The 19908-nt window shown below is 37.5% G+C and carries 19 protein-coding genes; 2 read left to right on the forward strand and 17 right to left on the reverse strand.

Annotated features, from left to right (window positions below):
* Position 1 precedes the first annotated feature (1 nt).
* Positions 2-547, forward strand: coding sequence for an ECF transporter S component (locus IGL07_RS10355; RefSeq protein WP_002376588.1), 546 nt, complete (start codon positions 2-4; stop codon positions 545-547).
* A 55-nt stretch (positions 548-602) separates the two neighbouring features.
* Here IGL07_RS10355 and manA read toward each other — a convergent pair whose 3' ends face one another.
* From manA to licT, 10 genes are all read right to left on the reverse strand, one after another.
* Positions 603-1574, reverse strand: a complete 972-nt coding sequence (manA, locus tag IGL07_RS10360; RefSeq protein WP_010817550.1) for a mannose-6-phosphate isomerase, class I — start codon at positions 1572-1574, stop codon at positions 603-605.
* A gap of 41 nt (positions 1575-1615) precedes the next feature.
* Positions 1616-2659 carry a serine hydrolase domain-containing protein gene (locus IGL07_RS10365; RefSeq protein WP_010817551.1) on the reverse strand — a complete coding sequence of 348 codons (1044 nt, stop codon included), beginning with the start codon at positions 2657-2659 and terminating at the stop codon, positions 1616-1618.
* Positions 2660-2788: 129 nt separating this feature from the next.
* A complete protein-coding gene (locus IGL07_RS10370; RefSeq protein ID WP_002384155.1) occupies positions 2789-3658 on the reverse strand; it encodes a VOC family protein in 870 nt (289 codons plus the stop codon).
* A gap of 162 nt (positions 3659-3820) precedes the next feature.
* Complete coding sequence (locus IGL07_RS10375; RefSeq protein WP_002362258.1) at positions 3821-5689, reverse strand: ABC transporter ATP-binding protein; 1869 nt, start codon at positions 5687-5689, stop codon at positions 3821-3823.
* Positions 5686-7413, reverse strand: a complete 1728-nt coding sequence (locus IGL07_RS10380; RefSeq protein WP_002356575.1) for an ABC transporter ATP-binding protein — start codon at positions 7411-7413, stop codon at positions 5686-5688. Before IGL07_RS10380 ends, IGL07_RS10375 begins: the two co-directional genes overlap by 4 nt.
* Before the next feature lie 20 nt (positions 7414-7433).
* Positions 7434-8111 carry a TetR/AcrR family transcriptional regulator gene (locus IGL07_RS10385; protein ID WP_002376582.1) on the reverse strand — a complete coding sequence of 226 codons (678 nt, stop codon included), beginning with the start codon at positions 8109-8111 and terminating at the stop codon, positions 7434-7436.
* Between the two features lie 147 nt (positions 8112-8258).
* Positions 8259-8828 (reverse strand): guanylate kinase, encoded by a 570-nt coding sequence (locus tag IGL07_RS10390; protein WP_002367148.1) that lies wholly within the window; start codon positions 8826-8828, stop codon positions 8259-8261.
* 181 nt (positions 8829-9009) lie between these two features.
* The gene (locus IGL07_RS10395) at positions 9010-10455 is read right to left on the reverse strand and encodes a glycoside hydrolase family 1 protein (RefSeq protein ID WP_010817552.1); all 1446 of its coding nucleotides are present in this window, start codon (positions 10453-10455) and stop codon (positions 9010-9012) included.
* Between the two features lie 24 nt (positions 10456-10479).
* Positions 10480-12360 carry a beta-glucoside-specific PTS transporter subunit IIABC gene (locus IGL07_RS10400; RefSeq protein ID WP_010817553.1) on the reverse strand — a complete coding sequence of 627 codons (1881 nt, stop codon included), beginning with the start codon at positions 12358-12360 and terminating at the stop codon, positions 10480-10482.
* A gap of 162 nt (positions 12361-12522) precedes the next feature.
* Entirely contained in the window at positions 12523-13365 is an 843-nt protein-coding gene (gene licT, locus IGL07_RS10405; protein ID WP_002359608.1) for a BglG family transcription antiterminator LicT, read from the reverse strand.
* 301 nt (positions 13366-13666) lie between these two features.
* Here licT and IGL07_RS10410 point away from each other — a divergent pair, with 301 nt between their 5' ends.
* A complete protein-coding gene (locus tag IGL07_RS10410) occupies positions 13667-14293 on the forward strand; it encodes an FMN-dependent NADH-azoreductase (RefSeq protein ID WP_002367152.1) in 627 nt (208 codons plus the stop codon).
* Positions 14294-14354: 61 nt separating this feature from the next.
* On the opposite strand, the gene IGL07_RS10415 is transcribed toward IGL07_RS10410, so the two are convergent.
* From IGL07_RS10415 to atpD, 7 genes are all read right to left on the reverse strand, one after another.
* Positions 14355-15524: an AI-2E family transporter gene (locus IGL07_RS10415; RefSeq protein WP_010712725.1), complete on the reverse strand. Its 1170-nt coding sequence runs from the start codon at positions 15522-15524 to the stop codon at positions 14355-14357.
* A gap of 4 nt (positions 15525-15528) precedes the next feature.
* Positions 15529-15897, reverse strand: a complete 369-nt coding sequence (locus IGL07_RS10420) for a PTS glucitol/sorbitol transporter subunit IIA (protein WP_002356567.1) — start codon at positions 15895-15897, stop codon at positions 15529-15531.
* 127 nt (positions 15898-16024) lie between these two features.
* Positions 16025-16201, reverse strand: a complete 177-nt coding sequence (locus IGL07_RS10425; protein WP_002356564.1) for a DNA-directed RNA polymerase subunit beta — start codon at positions 16199-16201, stop codon at positions 16025-16027.
* 13 nt (positions 16202-16214) lie between these two features.
* Positions 16215-17516, reverse strand: a complete 1302-nt coding sequence (murA, locus tag IGL07_RS10430) for a UDP-N-acetylglucosamine 1-carboxyvinyltransferase (RefSeq protein ID WP_002356562.1) — start codon at positions 17514-17516, stop codon at positions 16215-16217.
* A gap of 102 nt (positions 17517-17618) precedes the next feature.
* Positions 17619-17855, reverse strand: a complete 237-nt coding sequence (locus IGL07_RS10435) for a DUF1146 family protein (RefSeq protein ID WP_002356560.1) — start codon at positions 17853-17855, stop codon at positions 17619-17621.
* Between the two features lie 188 nt (positions 17856-18043).
* The gene (locus IGL07_RS10440; RefSeq protein ID WP_002356559.1) at positions 18044-18463 is read right to left on the reverse strand and encodes a F0F1 ATP synthase subunit epsilon; all 420 of its coding nucleotides are present in this window, start codon (positions 18461-18463) and stop codon (positions 18044-18046) included.
* Between the two features lie 16 nt (positions 18464-18479).
* Positions 18480-19886: a F0F1 ATP synthase subunit beta gene (gene atpD, locus IGL07_RS10445; RefSeq protein WP_002356558.1), complete on the reverse strand. Its 1407-nt coding sequence runs from the start codon at positions 19884-19886 to the stop codon at positions 18480-18482.
* Between the last annotated feature and the right edge of the window lie 22 nt (positions 19887-19908).

Raw genomic sequence — 19908 nt, forward strand, 5'->3', positions numbered from 1 at the left:
CATGAAAAAAATAACACCACGAATCATTACAATTATCGCTTTTAGTGTTGCTTTAAATTACCTTGGCAGTACCATTGCGTTACTTCTTCGTTTACCAATTTATCTTGATAGCGCGGGAACTATTTTTACAGGTGCGTTATTAGGCCCACTCTTTGGTGCACTGACAGGTATTTTAACAAGCCTAGTAACTGGATTGACAACGGATATCTTTTCTCTGTATTATTCACCTGTCCAACTCTGCACAGGAATTTTAGCAGGTTTGCTCCTTCATCAGCAGTTAAAAGTAACCAAATTACCATTTAAAACGTTGTGGTTAACGATACCAGGAACAGTGATTTCTTCCTTGATTACAGTTTGTTTATTTGGTGGAATTACTTCTGCTGGCTCCAGCATAATTGTCCAATTTTTATATGGTTTAGGCTTAAATCAGCTAGCAAGCGTCCTGTTGGTTCAATTGATAACAGATTACGGGGATCGTCTGCTATCAGTCATCATCGTCACAGCTGTTATCGCTGCCTTACCTAAACGTTCCTTTATAACAAAATAAACTGTTTTAATGCTAAAAAAAGAGGAAATCATCTGTTGATGATCTCCTCTTTTTTTTAGCGACTGCCAGGTTCTGAAGCTATAATCGTTAGATCACCTTCAAAACGCCAGCTCGGAATATCTGTCGGAAAGATAAAGCTATCGCCTTTTTTCAAATCAAAAGTAGCCACATCTGCTTTTGCAGCATCTTCTGTAATCAATCGACCCACACCTTCAATAACTGTTGCTAATGTATAAGGTGCTTGTTTTTTAACTTTTAGAATCCCACTGACACGCCACTCATAGACATTAAAGAAATCTGTTTTTACATAAGTAACAATGCTTGATTGTCCTTGATTTTCTTGTTGAATAGAGAGGTCAGGATCCTTTGCCGGAACGGTTGTCACATCAATGGATTGTTGAATATGCAATTCCCGGGTCTTTCCTTGATCATCTGTTCGATCATAATCATAAACCCGATACGTAGTATCACTGCTTTGTTGCGTTTCTAAAATTAAAATACCCGAGCCGATGGCATGAATAGTGCCGCTTGGTACATAATAAAAATCGCCTTTTTTCACTGGTACTTTTCTTAAAAGATCGTCCCAACGACCTTCTTCAATCATTTCAGCTAGTTCTTCTTTTGTTTTCGCGTGATGTCCATAAATGATTTCAGCGCCAGGTTCTGCATCAATAATGTACCAACATTCAGTTTTGCCTAGCTCGCCTTCATGTTTTTGGCCATATGCATCATCGGGATGAACTTGCACGGATAAATCATCTTCAGCATCTAAAATTTTCGTTAATAATGGAAAGACAGCGCCACCTGCATGGCCGAATAACTCTTGGTGGTCTGCCCACAATTCATCTAATTTTTTTCCTTTAAATTTGCCATTTAAAACAGTACTAACGCCATGTGGATGTGCACTGATTGCCCAATCTTCACCAATTTTATCGCTCGGTAAATCGAAACCAAATAGCGTGTGTAGACGATTGCCGCCCCAAATTTTTTCTTGAAAAACAGGTTGTAAAAATAATGGTTCTTGCATTGACTGTGACCTCCCAAATTGAATTCGCTCTCATTATATCACTAAAAACTAGTCATTTCATCTGAAACTGATGATTTCTCTTTTAAATAGGTTGCCAACAACTGATCTCTTTCTTCGATATAAGTGTTCCGGTGGTCCTCTGGATGGACTCGATTAGATAAAAAGATAAACGCTGATTGTCGTTGCACATCAATTAGCAAAAAAGTGCCTGTATAGCCTGTATGGAATAATAATGGCCATTGCGTAGCTACATCATATTTAAAATCCCAGCCTAGAGAACGTGGTTTATCTGCAGCTGGCACTTGGTTAACTAGTAACAAATCAATTGTCTCTTTTTTCAAGAATTGGTGATTGTGATAACTGCCTCGATTTAAATACATTCGAACAAATTTTGTTAAATCATAGACATTGCTAAACAAGCCAGCATTCCCTGCATGTTCCCGTAAAACAAATGCCTTAGGATCATGGGTTATACCTCGAATCAACCCTCTTTGTTCATGTAATTCTGTTGGCACACAGTTTAAAGGATTCTTTGGTAGAAACGTACTTTCGTTCATCCCTAAAGGAAGCAATACTCGCTCAGATAAAATTTCTATCATTGATTGCTGGAACATTTCTTCTAACATAAAGCCTAATAAAATAGTCCCTGCATCTGTATAGACGACTTTTTTACCTATTGCTTTGCCTGCGTGAAATGAATGATTGTAGGCGTCTTTTAATTCTTGGGCATTCAGCTGATCACGATTAGGAATATAGCCTTGTAAATCTGCCGTATGTGTCAACAAATGCCGGATTGTAATGTTAGAAGCTTGAAAAGAGGGATAATAAGTTTGTAATGATTGATCTAGAATAATTTTTCCTTCTTCCACTAATTGCAAAATAACGGTGGTGGTGCCGACTACTTTGGTTAAAGAAGCCACATCAAACAGCATGGCCGAGGTTAATTGTTCTTTGGTGGGTTTTACTTGTGCGAGTCCCCAACAATTGCTCTCCTCTTTTTCACCTTCAATGAAACAAAAACTAGCCCCCGAAAAAACACCTTTTTTCATCATTTTTTGAATTTTCCACTTTGTTTTTTCGTACATTTTTTCACCTTCTATTTTTAATATTAAAGGAAAAGTCTAGAATAAGTTCCGAACAAAAGTAGCGTTAAACTTTTATTCCGACTTTATTCCAGACTTGCTAAAACAAGCTTATTTTGTCTGTCTAAGCGTTTATTTTAAGACAAACCACCATTCCAAGCCAATTGGATCAAACACAGTGACAATCGCTTTTTTCTGGTCAATAAAGAACTCTTGATTTTTTGCCGTTAATTGTTGCTCCATTGCTAAAATATGGTCTTGATCAGAGAGCTTAATGGTAAAGAAATCTAAACCTAAGTGTGGATCAGGTAATTGATCCACTTCACTTGTTTCAGGTTTTTGGAATCCAATAGTTGCTTTGCCATCTTCTAAAACAAATTGATCTTTTTCATTGCGTTTTAAACCCAGAACTTCCTCATAATATGCTTTTATTTCTTTTTGATTGTTTGTTTTTAATTGCACATGCGCTAAATATGAGCCAGCGGCTAACCCTTGATGTGGCTCTAAGTCCTCACTGATAAGATCTTTAAGCACAATCGGTTGCTTTTCAGAAGTCGAATTTGCTGTTGCTTCATCGTGAAAAATCTCAAATTGATTGCCTTCAAGATCAGTAATGAACATGCTTTGACGTGTGCCAATTTGGAAACTTTCATCAATTGGGTAGTCTTGTTCAAGCACTCGTTGAGCAATTTGTAAAAATTCTTTTTCCGTAGGAACTTTAATTGAAAAATAAGCCATTTGCTTTTCTTCATTATGAAAATCTTCGGCTTTTCTAGTTTCTTCTAAAATTAATAATTGCGTTCCTGCTTCACGTGTACCCCAGATAGACAGGTTATTTTCTTCTGACTTTAAAACAAAACCCATTACTTTTTTATAAAAGTCGACCATTTCGCCAACTTTTTTCGCACGAATGGCAATTGTTTTTAATGTCGCAGCTTTTTCTAATTGAAATTCAGTCATTTTTTCTGTTACCTCCATTTTCTTCTCTCCCATTTTATACATCTCTTGCTATTTCATCAAGTAATATCCTGTTTTTCTCAAAAGAAAATAGAAATTTTTCAATTTCGCTAACTTTTTGTCAAAAAAATAGGGCTTTAGGAACCAGTCTTTACGACTATGGTTCCTGAAGCCTCATCATGAATTACTATTTTTTTGCTTCGCCTTTTAGGCTACTTCTTCAGAAAACTGACTGTTATATAAATCAGCATAAAAACCGTTTTTCGCCATTAATTCATCGTGGGTTCCTGTTTCCACAATTGAACCTTCTGCCATAACGATAATCGTATCGGCATCACGGATAGTCGACAAGCGATGAGCGACTACAAAGCTGGTCCGATTTTCCAGTAAACGATTCATTGCTGCTTGAATCAGTATTTCTGTTCGAGTGTCCACACTTGAGGTGGCTTCATCCAAAATTAAAACGTCTGGATTTGCTAAGAATGCTCGAGCAATTGTAATTAATTGTCGTTGACCTTGAGAAATATTGCTGGCTTCTTCATTTAGAATCGTTTGATAGCCTTCTGGTAATTTTCTGACAAAATCATCCACATGGGCTGCTTTCGCCGCACGGATCACTTCTTCTTCGCTCGCTTGCTCATTACCATAATGAATATTGTCATAGATACTTCCAGTGAACAACCAAGTATCTTGAAGAACCATTGAAAAGTGTGCTCGCAACTCTTCGCGAGACAAATCGCGCGTATCTACGCCATCATATTTGATGCTGCCGCTACTAATATCATAGAAGCGTTCCAATAAGTTAATTAGGGTTGTTTTCCCAGCACCTGTTGGGCCCACGATTGCGACCATTTCCCCAGGTTTAACATTTAAATTGAAATCTTTCATTAATAATTTCTCTGGTGAATAGCCAAAAGCAACATGTTCAAAAGAAACACGATAAGGACTATCTGTTTCCACTGGTACGCCAGAAGGTTCATCCACCATTTCTTCTTCATCTAATACTTCAAAGACACGTTCTGCCGAAGCCACCGTAGCTTGGATTGTATTCATTAAATTAGCGATTTGAGTAATCGGTTGTGAAAATTGATTGGTATATTGAAGAAATGCTTGGACATCCCCTAAATCCATCATACCATTCGCTACTTTTACGCCACCAAGGACTGCAACAAACACATAGCCTAGATTTTTGATAAAGTTCATTAAAGGCATAATGATCGCTGAAATAAATTGTGCTTTGCGACCAGCATGGTATAATTTTTCATTTTCTTTTTCAAATACTTCTTGATCACTTTCTTCGTGGTTGAAACTTTTTACTACTACGTGACCACCGTAGGTTTCTTCGACTTGGTTATTCAATAATCCTAAGCTTTTTTGTTGAGCCGCAAAATGTTTTTGCGAGCGAGGCGCCACAACCATCACAACAATTAAACTTAATGGCACTGTTGCTAAGGCAATTAGTGTTAACTGCCAGCTAATGGTCAGCATCATCCAAAGTACACCCACAAATGTCACGATACTGGTAATTAATTGGGTTAAGTTTTGTTGTAAAGTACTCGCAATATTATCCATGTCGTTAATTGCCCGTGACATAATGTCCCCATTACTATGAGTATCATAATAGGAAATTGGAACTTTGTTCATTTTCGCTTCTAATTCTTGACGTAATTCATAAACTGTTCGCTGTGAAACACGTGTCATAATTACTTGCTGCAAGAAATTAAAGACAGCAGAAATAAGGTACATGGCAATAACAATTAATAAAATTTGACCGATTTTGTCAAAATCAATTGGAAAAGATGTTATTTTTAAGCCTTGTTTCATTTCAGCAGCGCCTTTCATGACGCCTTTAAAAATTTCAGTTGTCGCCTGTCCTAATACTTTTGGTGTTTGAATTTGGAAAACGACGGCTGCGATTGCTAATACTAAGACAGCAATAATTGACAGCATTCGTTTAGACATGTACCGAAATAAACGTTTCACTGTTTTCCAGAAATTTTTTGGTTTTGGCCCTTTTGCGCCAATGTTGCGTCCTGGTCCCCCGCCCATTGGTCCGCCTTTTGGTCGACTACTCATGCAAGGTCCTCCTCTCTCAATTGAGAATGTACAATTTCTTGATACGTTTGGTTATTCGCTAATAACTCTTCATGCGTTCCTTTACCAACTAATTTCCCTTCGTCTAATACTAAAATTGTCGATGCTTCCATAACCGTACTTACACGTTGGGCCACTAAAACGACAATTGCATCCGTCATCTGCTCTTTTAAGGCTTTTCTTAAATTAGCATCTGTTTTGAAATCCAATGCAGAAAAGGAATCATCAAAAACATAGACATCTGCTGGTTTTACTAAAGCACGAGCAATAGCCAACCGCTGGCGTTGTCCGCCAGAGAAATTACCGCCGCCTTGTTCGACATGACTATCCAAACCTTCTGCCAATTCTGAAACAAACGCCTTTGCCTGCGCAATTTCTAAGGCTTGCCAAATTTCTTCATCGGTCGCATTTGGGGCGCCGTATTGCATATTTTCACGAATCGTTCCTGTAAATAAAACAGCCTTTTGCGGTACAAAGCCAATCATTTCTCGTAAATTATGCTGTGACGTATCTTTAATGTTTTTACCATTTAGCAAAATCTTGCCAGATTCAACATCATAAAAACGTGGTAAAAGATTAACCAGCGTTGTTTTCCCAGAACCAGTCCCACCAATAATTGCGACCGTCTCCCCAGATTTTGCTGAAAAATCTATATCTTCCAGTGCTAAGTTTTCAGCATGCTGGTAACGATAATTAACATGTTCAAACGCCAATGTTGCTTTGTCGCCTTTTAGAGAGAGTAGTTCTGGATTGGGTACATCTTTGATTTCTGAATCAGTATTTAGCACCTCATTAATCCGATCAGCAGAAGCTTGCGCCCGCGGTACCATGACAAAAATCATAGATAACATCATGAAACTCATCAGAATTTGCATGGCATAAGTCATAAAGGCAATTAAGTTCCCTACTTCTAGTTGCATTTCCGCAATATAATGACCACCAAACCAAGTGATTGCAATATTGGTACCACTCATAATGAGTGTCATTAAAGGAATCATCAAAGCGACAATCGTATTCACTTTAATCGCCGTTTGTGTATAATCCTTATTGGCTTCATCAAAACGTTGTTCTTCATAGTTTGCTTTGCCAAAGGCCCGAATCACACGAACTCCTGTCAGTCCTTCACGAAAAACTAAATTTAAACGGTCGGTTTTCTTTTGCATGCTTTTAAATAACGGAACCGCTAAAAACATGATACCGCCCACTAAAACAGCCATAATTGGTAAAACATATAGAAAAATTTTCGTCAATTGTGGATCCTTGTTATACGCCATAAAACTTGCACCAATTAACGTTAAAGGTGCATTAATCATTAAACGTAAAAACATTTGCATAACCATTTGAATCTGATTGACATCATTGGTTGTTCGTGTAATTAGCGAAGCTGTCCCAAATTTGTCAAATTCATTATTAGAAAAATTTTCAACTTTTCGATAAATATCGGTCCGTAATTTTTTACCTAAACTTTGTGATTCTTTGGTGGCAAAAAAGGTATTTCCAATAGAAGCGACAATGCTAATCAAAGAAAAGCCTAACATGACAACTCCTGTACTCCAAATATAGTTAATATCTCCTTTAGCAACACCGTCATTAATGATATTAGATGTTAATGTGGGCAGATATAAATCTGCGATAATTTGCACGATCATAAATAAAACCGCTGCAAAGACCGACCATAATGACATCCGTTTGACTAGTTTAATCAACTAACTTCTCCTCCTTTTTGCTACTTATAAGCGCCATTTTTCAACCAACTTAATTTCATTTTTAATTGTTTGACTGCTTCAGTTGAATCATAGGCAGTATTTTCTCTTTGTTGACGATACCCATCAACAATTGTTGAGAAAACGGCATGCATCGCCGTCTGCATGAACCATGTGAATTCTTTTGGCGTTTCAATGGTTAATTTCGAACGATCAATTATTTGATAAAGATGTTCTGCATAGGCAGCATGGCCTTTTCTTCCTCTATGCTTATGACAGTGCTGTTTCCTATTTTTTTCCTCTTCTCCAGTCGCTAAATTATCCGTCACCCGACGTGAAGCACGATAGTCCATGTTGACAAATAAATTCCGATAGAAAGAAGCATTCTCTCCAGTTAGCACTTCGACAATCATTTTGGAGAAATAGACATCCATGGCTTCGATTAAATCACCATTTTCCGCAATAATTTGTTTCTCTAAATCTCGTTCACTATTTTTTCTTAATGTCGCAAAGTAATAAAAATACAAATCTTCTTTGTTCTCAAAATATTGATAAAAGCTACCGCGAGGAATTTCCGCTAATTTAACAATATTTGCAATTGACGCTTCTTGTAAAGAATGGCGCGAAAATTCAATTTGCGCAGCATCTAATAAGCGTTGTTGCTTTTCTTCTGGCAAATGAAAAAACGTATTCGTAGGCATATTTGTGTTCCTCCCTTTTATGACACATTGTCATATGACACCATGTCATTATAGCACTCTCTATTCAGAATGCAAGTTTTTTACAAAAAAAATCAAGCACCTAGCAAGACAAAATTGATGTTAGATTCTGTCTCACCAGTTGCTTGATTAATAATAGTGTTTGATGCATTCTTGTAACAAGCCAGCGACCTCTTTTATAGGTCCATTGGCATCTATTCGTTGATAATTAGGATATTGTTCCAATTGGTTTTTGATAAGAATTTCTTGATCATAAAGATTTAAACGTTCTTCAATAATTTTAGGATCAGATTCTCGTTGCTTTAAACGTTGATAAATATTTTCTTTTGAAACGTCAAAAAAAACTGGAATGACGGACTCGCCAAAACGCTCAAAGACCGCTTGAAAGCCTGGAAAAGTTAACGCATTATAGGCTGGATGCTCTTTCGTTGTTTCAACGATGGCAGCTACACCGACACCGTAATAGTTTCCATGGTAAAAATCATACTCCACTAACTGATTGGTTTCAATCAAGGTTTGAAAACTTGCTTTTGTTTCAAAATAGTAATCCACACCATCCACTTCATCCAATCGTTTTTTCCTCGTAGTATGCGAGATAACTTTATAGTTTTTCGGAAAAACCTTACTTGTAATTGCGGTCTTGCCAGAACCACTCGGACCCATAATAACAAAAAATGGATGTTGTAATTGCTTAATCATTAGAAACGCTCCTCTCAGTTGTTTCTATTATAACGTATTGTGCACTATTTTGAAAAATTGACAAAAAAGAGCTTGGGCCAAAAATCACTTTGGATTTTTGGCTCAAGCTTAAAAATTAATAAACGGCGGGAACAGAAGCAACTACCTACTACGATTATCTTGTTTTGTTTAATTACAATAACTAGTCTAAGTTTTGTCCATTAGTTTCGATAACTTGTTTGTACCAATTAAACGATTTTTTTTCATAACGGTTTTTAGTACCATTTCCTTCATCGTCTAAATCAACGTAAATAAACCCATACCGTTTACTCATTTCACCTGTGGAAGCACTGACTAAATCAATACAGCCCCACGGCGTATAGCCCATTAAATCGACGCCATCTGCAACTGCTTCTGCCATTGCTTCAATATGACGACGTAAATAATCAATCCGATAGTCGTCTGCCACATAGAAATTTTCGTCTACTTTATCAATTGCACCTAAGCCGTTTTCCACAATAAATAAAGGTTTTTGATAACGATTATATAATTCATTTAGGGCAATTCGTAAGCCTTCGGGATCAATTTGCCAACCCCATTCACTTGCTTCTAAGAAGGGATTTTTAACGCCGCCTAAAAGATTCCCATTTGCTGTATCGTTGGTAGTACCAGTAACATCGACAGCAGTCGACATATAATAACTAAAGCCAATGTAATCCACTGGGTATTCTTTTAATAATTCTAAATCTCCTTCTTCAATAACTAAGTCTTTCACAGCATATTTTTGATACATGCGTTCTGCGTATGCTGGATATTCACCACGAACTTGAACATCTGTACAATAATAATTAAACTCTTGGTTTTCAATCATTGTAGCAACTTGATTGACTGGATTCGAATCAATGCCATACGTTGTGGCATAAATAATCATACATCCAATTTGTAATTCTGGATTTAATTCATGGCCAATTTTTACAGCTTTACTACTTGCAACAAATTGATTATGCCAGGCTTGGAAAATGTTTTGATAATCATTGGCTCCATTGCTTTTCACCAATCCTTGACTAAGTGCTGGGAAATGAAAAGCTGAATTAATTTCATTGAATGTCATCCAATAGTTAACTTTTTGGTGGTAACGTGTTAAAACAGTTTCCGCAAAACGTTCATAAAAGTCAACTAATTGACGATTTTTCCACCCACCGTATTCTTTCGCTAAATGCAGGGGCATTTCATAATGAGAAATCGTAATTACTGGTTCAATGTTATAGCTTAAGCATTCATCGATAACCGCATCATAAAATTTCAAGCCGGCTTCATTCGGTTGTGTTTCATCTCCTTGTGGAAAAATACGCGACCACGCAATTGAAAATCGATAACATTTGAAGCCCATTTTAGCAAACAACGCAATGTCCTCTTTAAAGCGATCATAGTGATCAATTCCTGTATGATTAGGATAGCTATATTTCGTTTCGTCAATCGTCCAATCAAACGCTTCATCTCCTAAAATAGCGAAACGTTGTTTTCCTCCCGGCATCGCATCTGCCACAGATAACCCTTTACCATCGGCTAAGTAAGCCCCTTCTAATTGATTGGCCGCGGTCGCACCGCCCCATAAAAATCCTTTTGGAAATTTTGTCGTTGTTGTCATACTTGTTCCTCCTCCAATTGTCTTTTATTTAATAATGGCTAAAAAGTCTTCACCATGTAACACGTCTGTTTGGTTCATATCCAAAACATCTAAATAATCATTCGTATTCGTTACCACAATCGGTGTAACTACTGGATAACCAGCTTCTTTAATGGCAGCAATATCAAAAGTAACCAGCAAATCTCCTTTTTTAACAGAATCACCTTGTTTCACTGATAATTCAAAGCCTTTACCATCTAATTCGACCGTATCCATGCCAATATGCATTAATAATTCAACGCCCTCTGTTGTCGTCAAGCCAACAGCATGTCCTGTCGGAAATAATGTGGTGATTTCACCATCTGCGGGTGCATACAGTTTGCCTTCAGTCGGCTCAATTGCAACACCTTTTCCTAAAGCACCTGAAGCAAAAACAGGGTCTTGTACTTTTTCTAGCGGTAAAATTTCACCTTGAAGTGGACTTGCTAAAATAATTTTATCTTCTTGATTCGTTTTTACAGGTGCCACCATCTCATCAGTTTCTGTTTTTTCAGTTGCTGTTTCTGGATTAGGTTGATCTTCAAAACGTAAGACAAACGTTAAGACAAACGCAATGATAAAGGCAATTCCAGCACCAATCGCACCAGTAATCATCGGTGCAGTATCTTTTGTCTCTGCAGGAATAAACCCAGGTAAGCTCAACATACTAACCAAGCCAAACGTAAAGTTTTTCACGTGATTCATAGCCACAAATGCACCACCGATACCGCCACCAATACAAGCTGCAATAAATGGTTTTTTCAATGGTAAAGTCACGCCATATACAGTTGGTTCAGTAATTCCAAAAATAGTCGTAATACTTGAAGACAAAGCCAAACCTTTTAGTTTCACATTTTTTGTTAGGAAAAAGACAGCTAAAGCAGCCCCACCTTGTGCAATAACGGCTGGTAATAACATTGGTACCATCGTATCGCCACCTTGTGTTAAGTTTAACATCATAATTGGTACAAAGCCCCAATGCATACCAAACATTACCAAGACTTGCCACAACGAACCCATTAATAACCCTGCGATAATTGGACTAAAAGCGTAAATTGCGTTGTATCCTTGTCCCAACCAATCGCCGATGACCGTCCCAATAGGACCAATAGCTAAGAAGGTAACAGGTGCCATAATAAGGAACACAGCTAACGGAACGCAGATAATTTGTAGAAAACTCGGAATTACTTTTTTGAAGAAACGTTCCACATAACTTTGTGCAAAAACAGCCAAAATAATTGGTAAAACCGAAGAAGTATAGCCACTTGGCCCAATAATCACTGGAAGACCAGCAAAGCTAATTGTTTTGCCTGCTAAAGCAGTAATGCTGGGATGAACCAAGGCCATCGCCAAAGCAACCGCTAAAAAGGGATTAGTATTGAATTTTTTAGCAGCCGTAAACGCTAACATAATTGGTAAGAAAGTAAATAAACCATCTGCAATCGAAAAGAGAACAAGATATACGCCTGAAGTGTCAGCTAACCAGCCCATAGTTACAGCTAATGTTAAGAAGCCTTTTAGAACCCCAGCGCCGGCCATTGCACCTAAAAACGGTGTAAAAATAGAAGAAATAATATCAATTAAACGGTTAAAGATATTTCCGCCACTTTCTTTTTCTCTATTATCAGAATCATTACCTAGTCCACTGTTGGCCATCAAATCCTTATAGACATCACTAACGTGACTGCCAATAACCACTTGATATTGTCCTGCACTTTGAACTACCTGAATAACATCTGGGTCAGCATTCAATGCAGCTGTATCTGCTTTATTCTCATCTTTTAATTTAAAACGTAAGCGCGTAGCACAGTGAACAACACTATTAACGTTGCCTTCGCCCCCAACAGCTTTTAACACACGTGCTGCAATTTCTTGATTTTTACTCATCTCTAGATCCTCATTTCCATTAATTTTTAATATCAAAAAAACCTACATTGAAAAAGAGCCAGATCCTTCTCTTCACAGCTGCGCAGTCTGCGAAAATCGTTATCGGTTTTTTCAATCTAGGTTTTGCCTGCATTATCAGTAACAATCCGCGATTATTGGTTGTTATGCTTTTTTATCATTGACCACTCTTTGGATATGAATGGTTAAATAAATCATTTCCGCTTGATCAATTGGTCGATCATAGCTTTTTAATAAATACTCATTAATACGTTGGACCGCTTGAAACGCCTTAGGATACTTTCCTTGGACCAATGCAAAAAGAAATTCGTCCTCCTCATCATGCGCTTCTTGTTTTAAATAACGTTGCGCAAAATATTGAAGATGTGTAACAATTCGTTGATAGTTCAATGAATCTTCATCAAACACCTGTCCAAAGTAGCGACTAATAATCGTTAAAATATCACGAACCATCTTGGTTGCTTCCATGGTAACTTCCATATTGCCATTTCCTTGTTCAGCATTCACAATATGAAAAGCAATGAAGCCCGCTTCATTTTCTGAAAATTGAACCCCTAGCTTTTCAGCAATAATCGCTAATGCTTGCTTTGCGATTTCAAATTCTTTAGGATAAAATTTGCGTGTTTCGAATACAAGAGGATTCGGAATATCAATTCCTTCTTTGGCTCGAAGTAACGCATAGTGAATATGATCCGTTAAAGTTAAATAAATATTTGATGAAAGCTCAATCGCTAGCGTTGTTTCTGCTAAATCAACGATTTGTTTGACGACTTCTACTTCTTTGGTGGGGACGTCTTCGAACAGCTGCTGGAATTGCCCTGCCATAGCGGAGTCCTTTAACACGAATTCCTTTTCAACATAATCTGGATTGATCGTGTCTCCAATCTTCTTTTGAAAGGCTAAGCCGCGTCCCATATAAACAATTTCTTCGCCTTGCTCATTTCTTGAAAGCACGACATTATTATTTAAAACTTTTTCAATCCTCATGATGAATGCAACCTCACTTTTTTATAAAAAAAGCCCAGAATCCCTCCACTGATTGTGTTAATGGAAGACTCTGGTTTTGCCTGCAAAGCAGTAACAATCCTTATTTACAAAGTAATAATAGCATGCTTTTTTTTAATATGCAAGCCTTTCCAAAAAAATATTTTTATTTATTTTTTACTCTGTTGATCCATTTTAAAAAAAAGTTTACTAAATCTAAAAAAAAGACTTGCTTTCTCTTACTTTTTATTAGTAAAATAGAGATGTTGAATTTTTAAACTATTTATTTTAAGGAGATTACACAATGTCAAAATTATTAGTTGTTAAAGCACATCCATTAACAAAAGAAGAATCACGCTCAGTTCGTGCGTTAGAAACATTTTTAGCTTCATACCGTGAAACAAATCCATCAGACGAAATCGAAATTTTAGATGTTTATGCCCCAGAAACAAACATGCCGGAAATCGATGAAGAATTATTATCTGCTTGGGGTGCACTTCGCGCTGGCGCAGCATTTGAAACATTAAGCGAAAACCAACAACAAAAAGTGGCTCGTTTTAATGAATTAACTGATCAATTTTTATCTGCAGACAAAGTAGTAATTGCTAATCCAATGTGGAACTTAAACGTACCGACACGCTTAAAAGCTTGGGTAGATACAATCAACGTTGCTGGAAAAACATTCCAATATACTGCAGAAGGACCAAAACCTCTAACAAGTGGTAAAAAAGCCTTACACATCCAATCAAATGGCGGCTTCTACGAAGGAAAAGATTTTGCTTCTCAATACATTAAAGCGATTCTAAACTTTATTGGTGTTGATCAAGTCGACGGATTATTCATCGAAGGAATCGATCATTTCCCTGATCGTGCGGAAGAACTTTTAAATACTGCTATGACCAAAGCAACTGAATACGGTAAAACATTCTAAATTTTCCGAGTGATTTACAGCAAAAAGAGACAAGCAGTTCGTTCACTGCTTGTCTCTTTTGTTACGTAGATTCTTGTTGATCTGGCTTATCTTCATCATACAAACCAGAAACAATTTGGTACCACTCAAAAATGTGTGTAATTATCACCTTAGCTGCGGCATAAACAGGAATTCCTAAAATTACCCCGACAATCCCAAATAGTTTACCAGACGTTAATAAAACAACCAAAATGGTGACTGGATGAATGGATAACTGACTGCCTAGGACAAGTGGTGAAATAAACCGACCTTCGACCGTTTGCTCAATGGCAAAAACAATCAAGACTTTAATTAACAAAGCTGGCCCGCTGACAATTCCTAAAAAGACTGCTGGAATCATGGCTAAAAATGACCCTAAATAAGGGATTAAATTTAAAAAGCCTGCTGCAATACCTAAAGTGACTGCATAATCTAAGCCAATGACAGAAAAACCAATCATAAACATAATTGCCACTGCAAAAGCGACAGTTAATTGTCCTCTAATATAAGAAGAGACTTGATCATTGACTTCTGCAAGAACTTTTAAGGTTGGTTTACGCATCTTCACTGGTAAAAACTTCATTAAATATGGCGCTAAGTTTTTGCCATCTTTCAGTAAATAAAATAGAATAAACGGCATCGTAATGATGGCGACAAAGATCGTAGCCACCGCCCCAAAGAAATTACCAATTCCTTGTACTGTGAACGTTGAGACGTTTTTAATGATGGTACCTAACGAACTGACAACTTTATCGCCTGCCGCTTCAATTTGTTCTCTAAATTGCGCGAAAAGTGGATCACTTAATATTTCCTGCGATTTTTGATCAATTGTATCAATATATTGAGGAAAATGATTCACAAAGCTGACAGATTGCTCACGAATTTTAGGAACGATTACAATACCACCCCAAATGAGTAGTGCCACAATTAAAATAAATAGGCCGATAATACTCCAGACACGTGAGATTTGTTTTTTCTCTAAATAATCGACAATCGGATTTAATAAATAATATAAAATCCCCGCCATAATTACTGGTAAGCCGACAACGCCAAAAAACTGCCAGACGGGCTTAAATAAATAAGAAACTTTCGTAAAAGTTAGAATAATTAACAGCACCAATAAGACAATCAGTAAGGCTGTTACTACTTGATTATTTAAAAACCAACGCCAAAACCAAGACAGGCGTTTATCAGTCGTTTGTTTTTTATCCATTGATTCACGCTCCATTTACTAAATAATCAATTGTTGTTCCAATAGTTATCTTTGGTAACTGATGGGGCGTTAGATAAACACCATTTCGGATAACATCATCCTCATCGGTTGGTGCATCAGCAAAGATTAAAGTGCTGTGAGCGATACTTTGCAAGTTACTATTGGCAAAAGAACCCACTTTTGTGATTGTATAGTTTGTATCGCCAATTTTCAGGTGATCTCCTTCTGCCAAGGTAACTTGGTCTTTTTCTGGGAATGATTGAATAACTGCATGTTGCTTCAAGGTATCGGTCGCAGTTTCTCCAAAAAGAATAATCATTTTTTCTGAATCATCGATTGCATGTTTGCCTATTTCTGTTACGGTTGCTTGCATCTTCCATCCCACTCCTTCATTATCTTACTTCTATTATTATAGCATAGAATAAAATAGATATTCAGGAAAAAGAAAAGGCGGTGAACAATCGTCAATTGACTTTTGTTCACCGCCTTAAAATAAGTTTTTATTTAAAGAAGTTCATAATATGAGTCCAAATTTTTTCATCAAAGACATCCATTGGATTCCCATTTCCAATCAACCCATAACCAATCATTGTTCCCACAACAAATAAGATAATGACTAACGAAATGACCACTAGAATTTTCAATAATGTTACTAAAATATAACGAAATGAACTCATACGTTTGACTCCTTTAGATTACTGTCGTTGCTTGTTTTTCTTCAATTTTTTCATCATTGACGCGTTCAACGTTCGCGCCTAATTTTTGAAGTTTTTTATGGAACTCATAATAGCCACGATCTAAATATTTCAAATTAGAGACACGTGTAATGCCATTTGCACGTAACCCTACTAAAATCAATGCGGCAGCTGCCCGTAAATCAGTGGCTTCCACTGCTGCTCCTTGTAACTCGTTGCCGCCATTAATAACGGCAATGTTGCCGTCAATTTTTAAGTCAGCGTTCATTCGACGCATTTCCTCTAAGTGTTGGTAACGATTTTCAAAGACTGTTTCTGTCACGATGCTTGTTCCTTCAGCAAACATTTGGATCGCTGTCATTTGCGCTTGCATGTCTGTTGGGAAACCAGGATGCGGCATTGTCTTAACATCTGTTGGTTTTAGATGTTTTGGTCCAATTACACGGATGCCATTTTCTTCTTCTTCAATGATTGCACCCATTTCAGTTAATTTAGAAATCAGCGGACGATTATGTTCAGAAATTGCTTCTTCAATTAAAACATTGCCCTCAGTCATTGCTGCAGCTACCATGAACGTACCTGCTTCAATTCGATCTTGAACGATTGAATGCTCTACGGCATGTAATTTATCGACGCCTTCGATACGCATCGTTTCTGTCCCAGCACCGATAACATTGGCACCCATTTTGTTTAAAATGTTTGCTAAGTCAACGATTTCAGGTTCACGAGCAACGTTTTCAATGATGGTTGTTCCTTTCGCACGAACAGCAGCCATCATAATATTTTGCGTAGCGCCGACACTTGGGAAGTCTAAGTAAATAGTGTTACCGATTAGTTCATCCGCAATTGCTTCAATATAACCATTTTTTTGGATGATTTTTGCACCTAATGCTTGGAAGCCTTTTAAGTGTAAATCAATTGGTCGTTTGCCAATGGCACAGCCACCTGGCATTGCCACTTTGGCATGGCCATTACGAGCCAATAAAGGTCCCATTACAACGATAGAAGCACGCATTTTACTAACGTACTCATAGTTTGCTTCGATCCCTAAAGGTTGTGTTGCGTCTATTGTTACTTCATTCGCGTCTTCATCAAAATCAATGGCTACATTCAAATGCTTAATTACTTGATTCATTGTAAATACATCAGATAAAATTGGTACATTTTTTAAAGTAGTAACGCCTTCTTCAGCTAAAAGAGTAGCTGCTAAAATTGGTAAAACAGCGTTTTTGGCGCCTTCAATTTTTACAGTTCCTTCTAATTTTGTATTACCACCATGAACAATAATTTGTTCCATTTTGTTCCCCCCAAAAAAATGAGAATAGGTATTCCTATTCAAAATCTTTACTATTATACCATTATTCAACTAAAAATTGTACCTTTTTTTATTTTTCAATTTTTAAGGAAAATACACAATGAAAAGATTTCGACAAAGCGCAATCAATTCTAAAGCAAACGAGCTAACTGTGTATCCGATAGCGATGGCAAAAAATACCATCAACATTCTAATTTGCGGTGTAAATTGGGTTTTGAAAAATTGCTCAATACGCAATGATTGCAACGCCCAAAAACTTATGTAAATGAACATAAGATGACTAACGATTCGAACAATAGCATCTACTCCATAGTATTGCATAAGGAGCCTCCTTTTTTCTAACGTAGGAACATTTTATCACAAAATAATAAAAACCGATAATTAATCCACTTGAAATGCCAAAATTTGACACTATTTATTAAAAAATACGAAGAAATAGAGTTTAAGGCAACTGACTCAATAGCAAGCGCCTTAAACTCTACAAAAGTGACTGAATCCTTCAGCCTTTTTTACCCATGTTTCGATACGTTGATCCGGTTGATTGCACGATGCAAAGCAACAGTCGCACGACGTAGTTGATCGCGGTCATCTTTTGCTTTGGCTTCTTCAATTAAACGTTCTGCTCGTTGTTTTGCTCGTTCAGCACGAGGTACATCGATATCTCGTTCACGTTCGGCACTATCGGCAATAATAGAAACGACATTATCACGGACTTCCATGATACCACCATTTACAGCTACCCAGTCAACATGTGTATCTGAATCGGTCCGTTTGATGCGGACTTCATCAATCGCTAGCGGAACGATGATTGGCGCATGTTTTGGTAAAATACCAATTTCACCATCTGTTGTTTTCGCCACAACGATTTTTGCATGGTGGTCATAAACTAGACCATTAGGCGTTACTACATTCACAGTAAGACTATCCATTGTGTTTGCCGCCTTTCTAGTAGTTTAATTGTTTCGCTTTTTCGATGGCATCTTCAATTTTACCGACACTACGGAAGGCTTCTTCTGGTAGATTGTCATGCTTACCTTCAAGAATTTCTTTAAAGCCACGAACTGTTTCCGCAACTGGTACATAAGAACCAGGTTGACCTGTAAATTGTTCAGCAACGTTAAAGTTTTGAGATAAGAAGAATTGAACACGGCGTGCGCGACCAACAAGTACTTTTTCGTCATCTGATAATTCGTCCATCCCTAAAATAGCGATGATATCTTGTAATTCACGGTAACGTTGTAAAATATGTTGCACTTCGGTAGCCACTTCGTAGTGTTCTTCTCCAACAATTTCAGGAGCCAAGGCACTAGAAGATGAAGCTAACGGATCTACCGCTGGATAAATCCCTTGTTCGGTTAATTTACGTTCCAAGTTAGTTGTTGCATCCAAATGGGCAAACGCTGTTGCTGGCGCTGGATCGGTATAGTCATCGGCTGGAACATAGATTGCTTGAATAGAGGTAATTGATCCTTTTTTCGTTGAAGTAATCCGTTCTTGTAATTGTCCCATTTCAGTCGCTAAGGTTGGTTGGTAACCAACGGCTGACGGCATCCGACCTAAAAGGGCAGAAACTTCTGAACCCGCTTGAGTGAAACGGAAAATGTTATCAATAAATAATAGCACGTCTTGTCCTTCCACATCACGGAAATATTCAGCAATCGTTAACCCAGTTAAGGCCACACGCATCCGTGCACCTGGTGGTTCGTTCATTTGACCAAAAACCATGGCTGTTTTTTCAATAACGCCTGAATCTTTCATTTCATAGTACAGGTCGTTCCCTTCACGTGTCCGTTCACCAACACCAGTAAAGACGGAAATCCCTCCATGTTCTTGGGCAATATTATGAATTAATTCTTGAATTAAGACGGTTTTACCAACACCGGCACCACCGAAAAGTCCGACTTTACCACCTTTTAGATAAGGTGCTAATAAGTCAATAACTTTAATCCCTGTTTCTAAAATTTCATTACTGGTACTTAATTCATCAAATGCTGGCGCTTTTTTATGAATCCCACTACGTTCAGCATCTGCAGGGAATGGCGCTTCTAAGTCAATTGTGTCTCCTAAAACATTAAACACACGACCCAATGTATCTTTACCAACAGGAACTGAAATTGATTTTCCTGTATCGATAACTTCCATTCCACGTTGTAAACCATCTGTCGATTCCATGGCGATAGAACGAATCACTCCATCACCTAGTTCTAAAGCGACTTCAAGTACTACTTTTTGTTTTGCTTCGCCATTTTTATAAACGACTAAAGCGTTGTTAATATCGGGTAAGGATTGATCTAATGAAAATTCCACGTCAACAACGGGACCGATTACTTGAACAATCTTTCCTGAACTCATAATTTCTTTCCTCCAGTCTTCA

This window comes from Enterococcus sp. DIV1368f (genome assembly GCF_051712245.1).
GTDB classification, from domain to species: Bacteria; Bacillota; Bacilli; order Lactobacillales; family Enterococcaceae; genus Enterococcus; species Enterococcus faecalis.

Bases quoted from the DNA above. Each gene is read 5' to 3' on its own strand.
- IGL07_RS10355 (WP_002376588.1), top strand. From the start codon at position 2: ATGAAAAAAATAACACCACGAATCATTACAATTATCGCTTTTAGTGTT.
- manA (WP_010817550.1), bottom strand. From the start codon at position 1,574: ATGCAAGAACCATTATTTTTACAACCTGTTTTTCAAGAAAAAATTTGG.
- IGL07_RS10365 (WP_010817551.1), bottom strand. From the start codon at position 2,659: ATGTACGAAAAAACAAAGTGGAAAATTCAAAAAATGATGAAAAAAGGT.
- IGL07_RS10370 (WP_002384155.1), bottom strand. From the start codon at position 3,658: ATGTATAAAATGGGAGAGAAGAAAATGGAGGTAACAGAAAAAATGACT.
- IGL07_RS10375 (WP_002362258.1), bottom strand. From the start codon at position 5,689: ATGAGTAGTCGACCAAAAGGCGGACCAATGGGCGGGGGACCAGGACGC.
- IGL07_RS10385 (WP_002376582.1), bottom strand. From the start codon at position 8,111: ATGCCTACGAATACGTTTTTTCATTTGCCAGAAGAAAAGCAACAACGC.
- IGL07_RS10390 (WP_002367148.1), bottom strand. From the start codon at position 8,828: ATGATTAAGCAATTACAACATCCATTTTTTGTTATTATGGGTCCGAGT.
- IGL07_RS10395 (WP_010817552.1), bottom strand. From the start codon at position 10,455: ATGACAACAACGACAAAATTTCCAAAAGGATTTTTATGGGGCGGTGCG.
- IGL07_RS10400 (WP_010817553.1), bottom strand. From the start codon at position 12,360: ATGAGTAAAAATCAAGAAATTGCAGCACGTGTGTTAAAAGCTGTTGGG.
- licT (WP_002359608.1), bottom strand. From the start codon at position 13,365: ATGAGGATTGAAAAAGTTTTAAATAATAATGTCGTGCTTTCAAGAAAT.
- IGL07_RS10410 (WP_002367152.1), top strand. From the start codon at position 13,667: ATGTCAAAATTATTAGTTGTTAAAGCACATCCATTAACAAAAGAAGAA.
- IGL07_RS10415 (WP_010712725.1), bottom strand. From the start codon at position 15,524: ATGGATAAAAAACAAACGACTGATAAACGCCTGTCTTGGTTTTGGCGT.
- IGL07_RS10420 (WP_002356567.1), bottom strand. From the start codon at position 15,897: ATGCAAGCAACCGTAACAGAAATAGGCAAACATGCAATCGATGATTCA.
- IGL07_RS10425 (WP_002356564.1), bottom strand. From the start codon at position 16,201: ATGAGTTCATTTCGTTATATTTTAGTAACATTATTGAAAATTCTAGTG.
- murA (WP_002356562.1), bottom strand. From the start codon at position 17,516: ATGGAACAAATTATTGTTCATGGTGGTAATACAAAATTAGAAGGAACT.
- IGL07_RS10435 (WP_002356560.1), bottom strand. From the start codon at position 17,855: ATGCAATACTATGGAGTAGATGCTATTGTTCGAATCGTTAGTCATCTT.
- IGL07_RS10440 (WP_002356559.1), bottom strand. From the start codon at position 18,463: ATGGATAGTCTTACTGTGAATGTAGTAACGCCTAATGGTCTAGTTTAT.
- atpD (WP_002356558.1), bottom strand. From the start codon at position 19,886: ATGAGTTCAGGAAAGATTGTTCAAGTAATCGGTCCCGTTGTTGACGTG.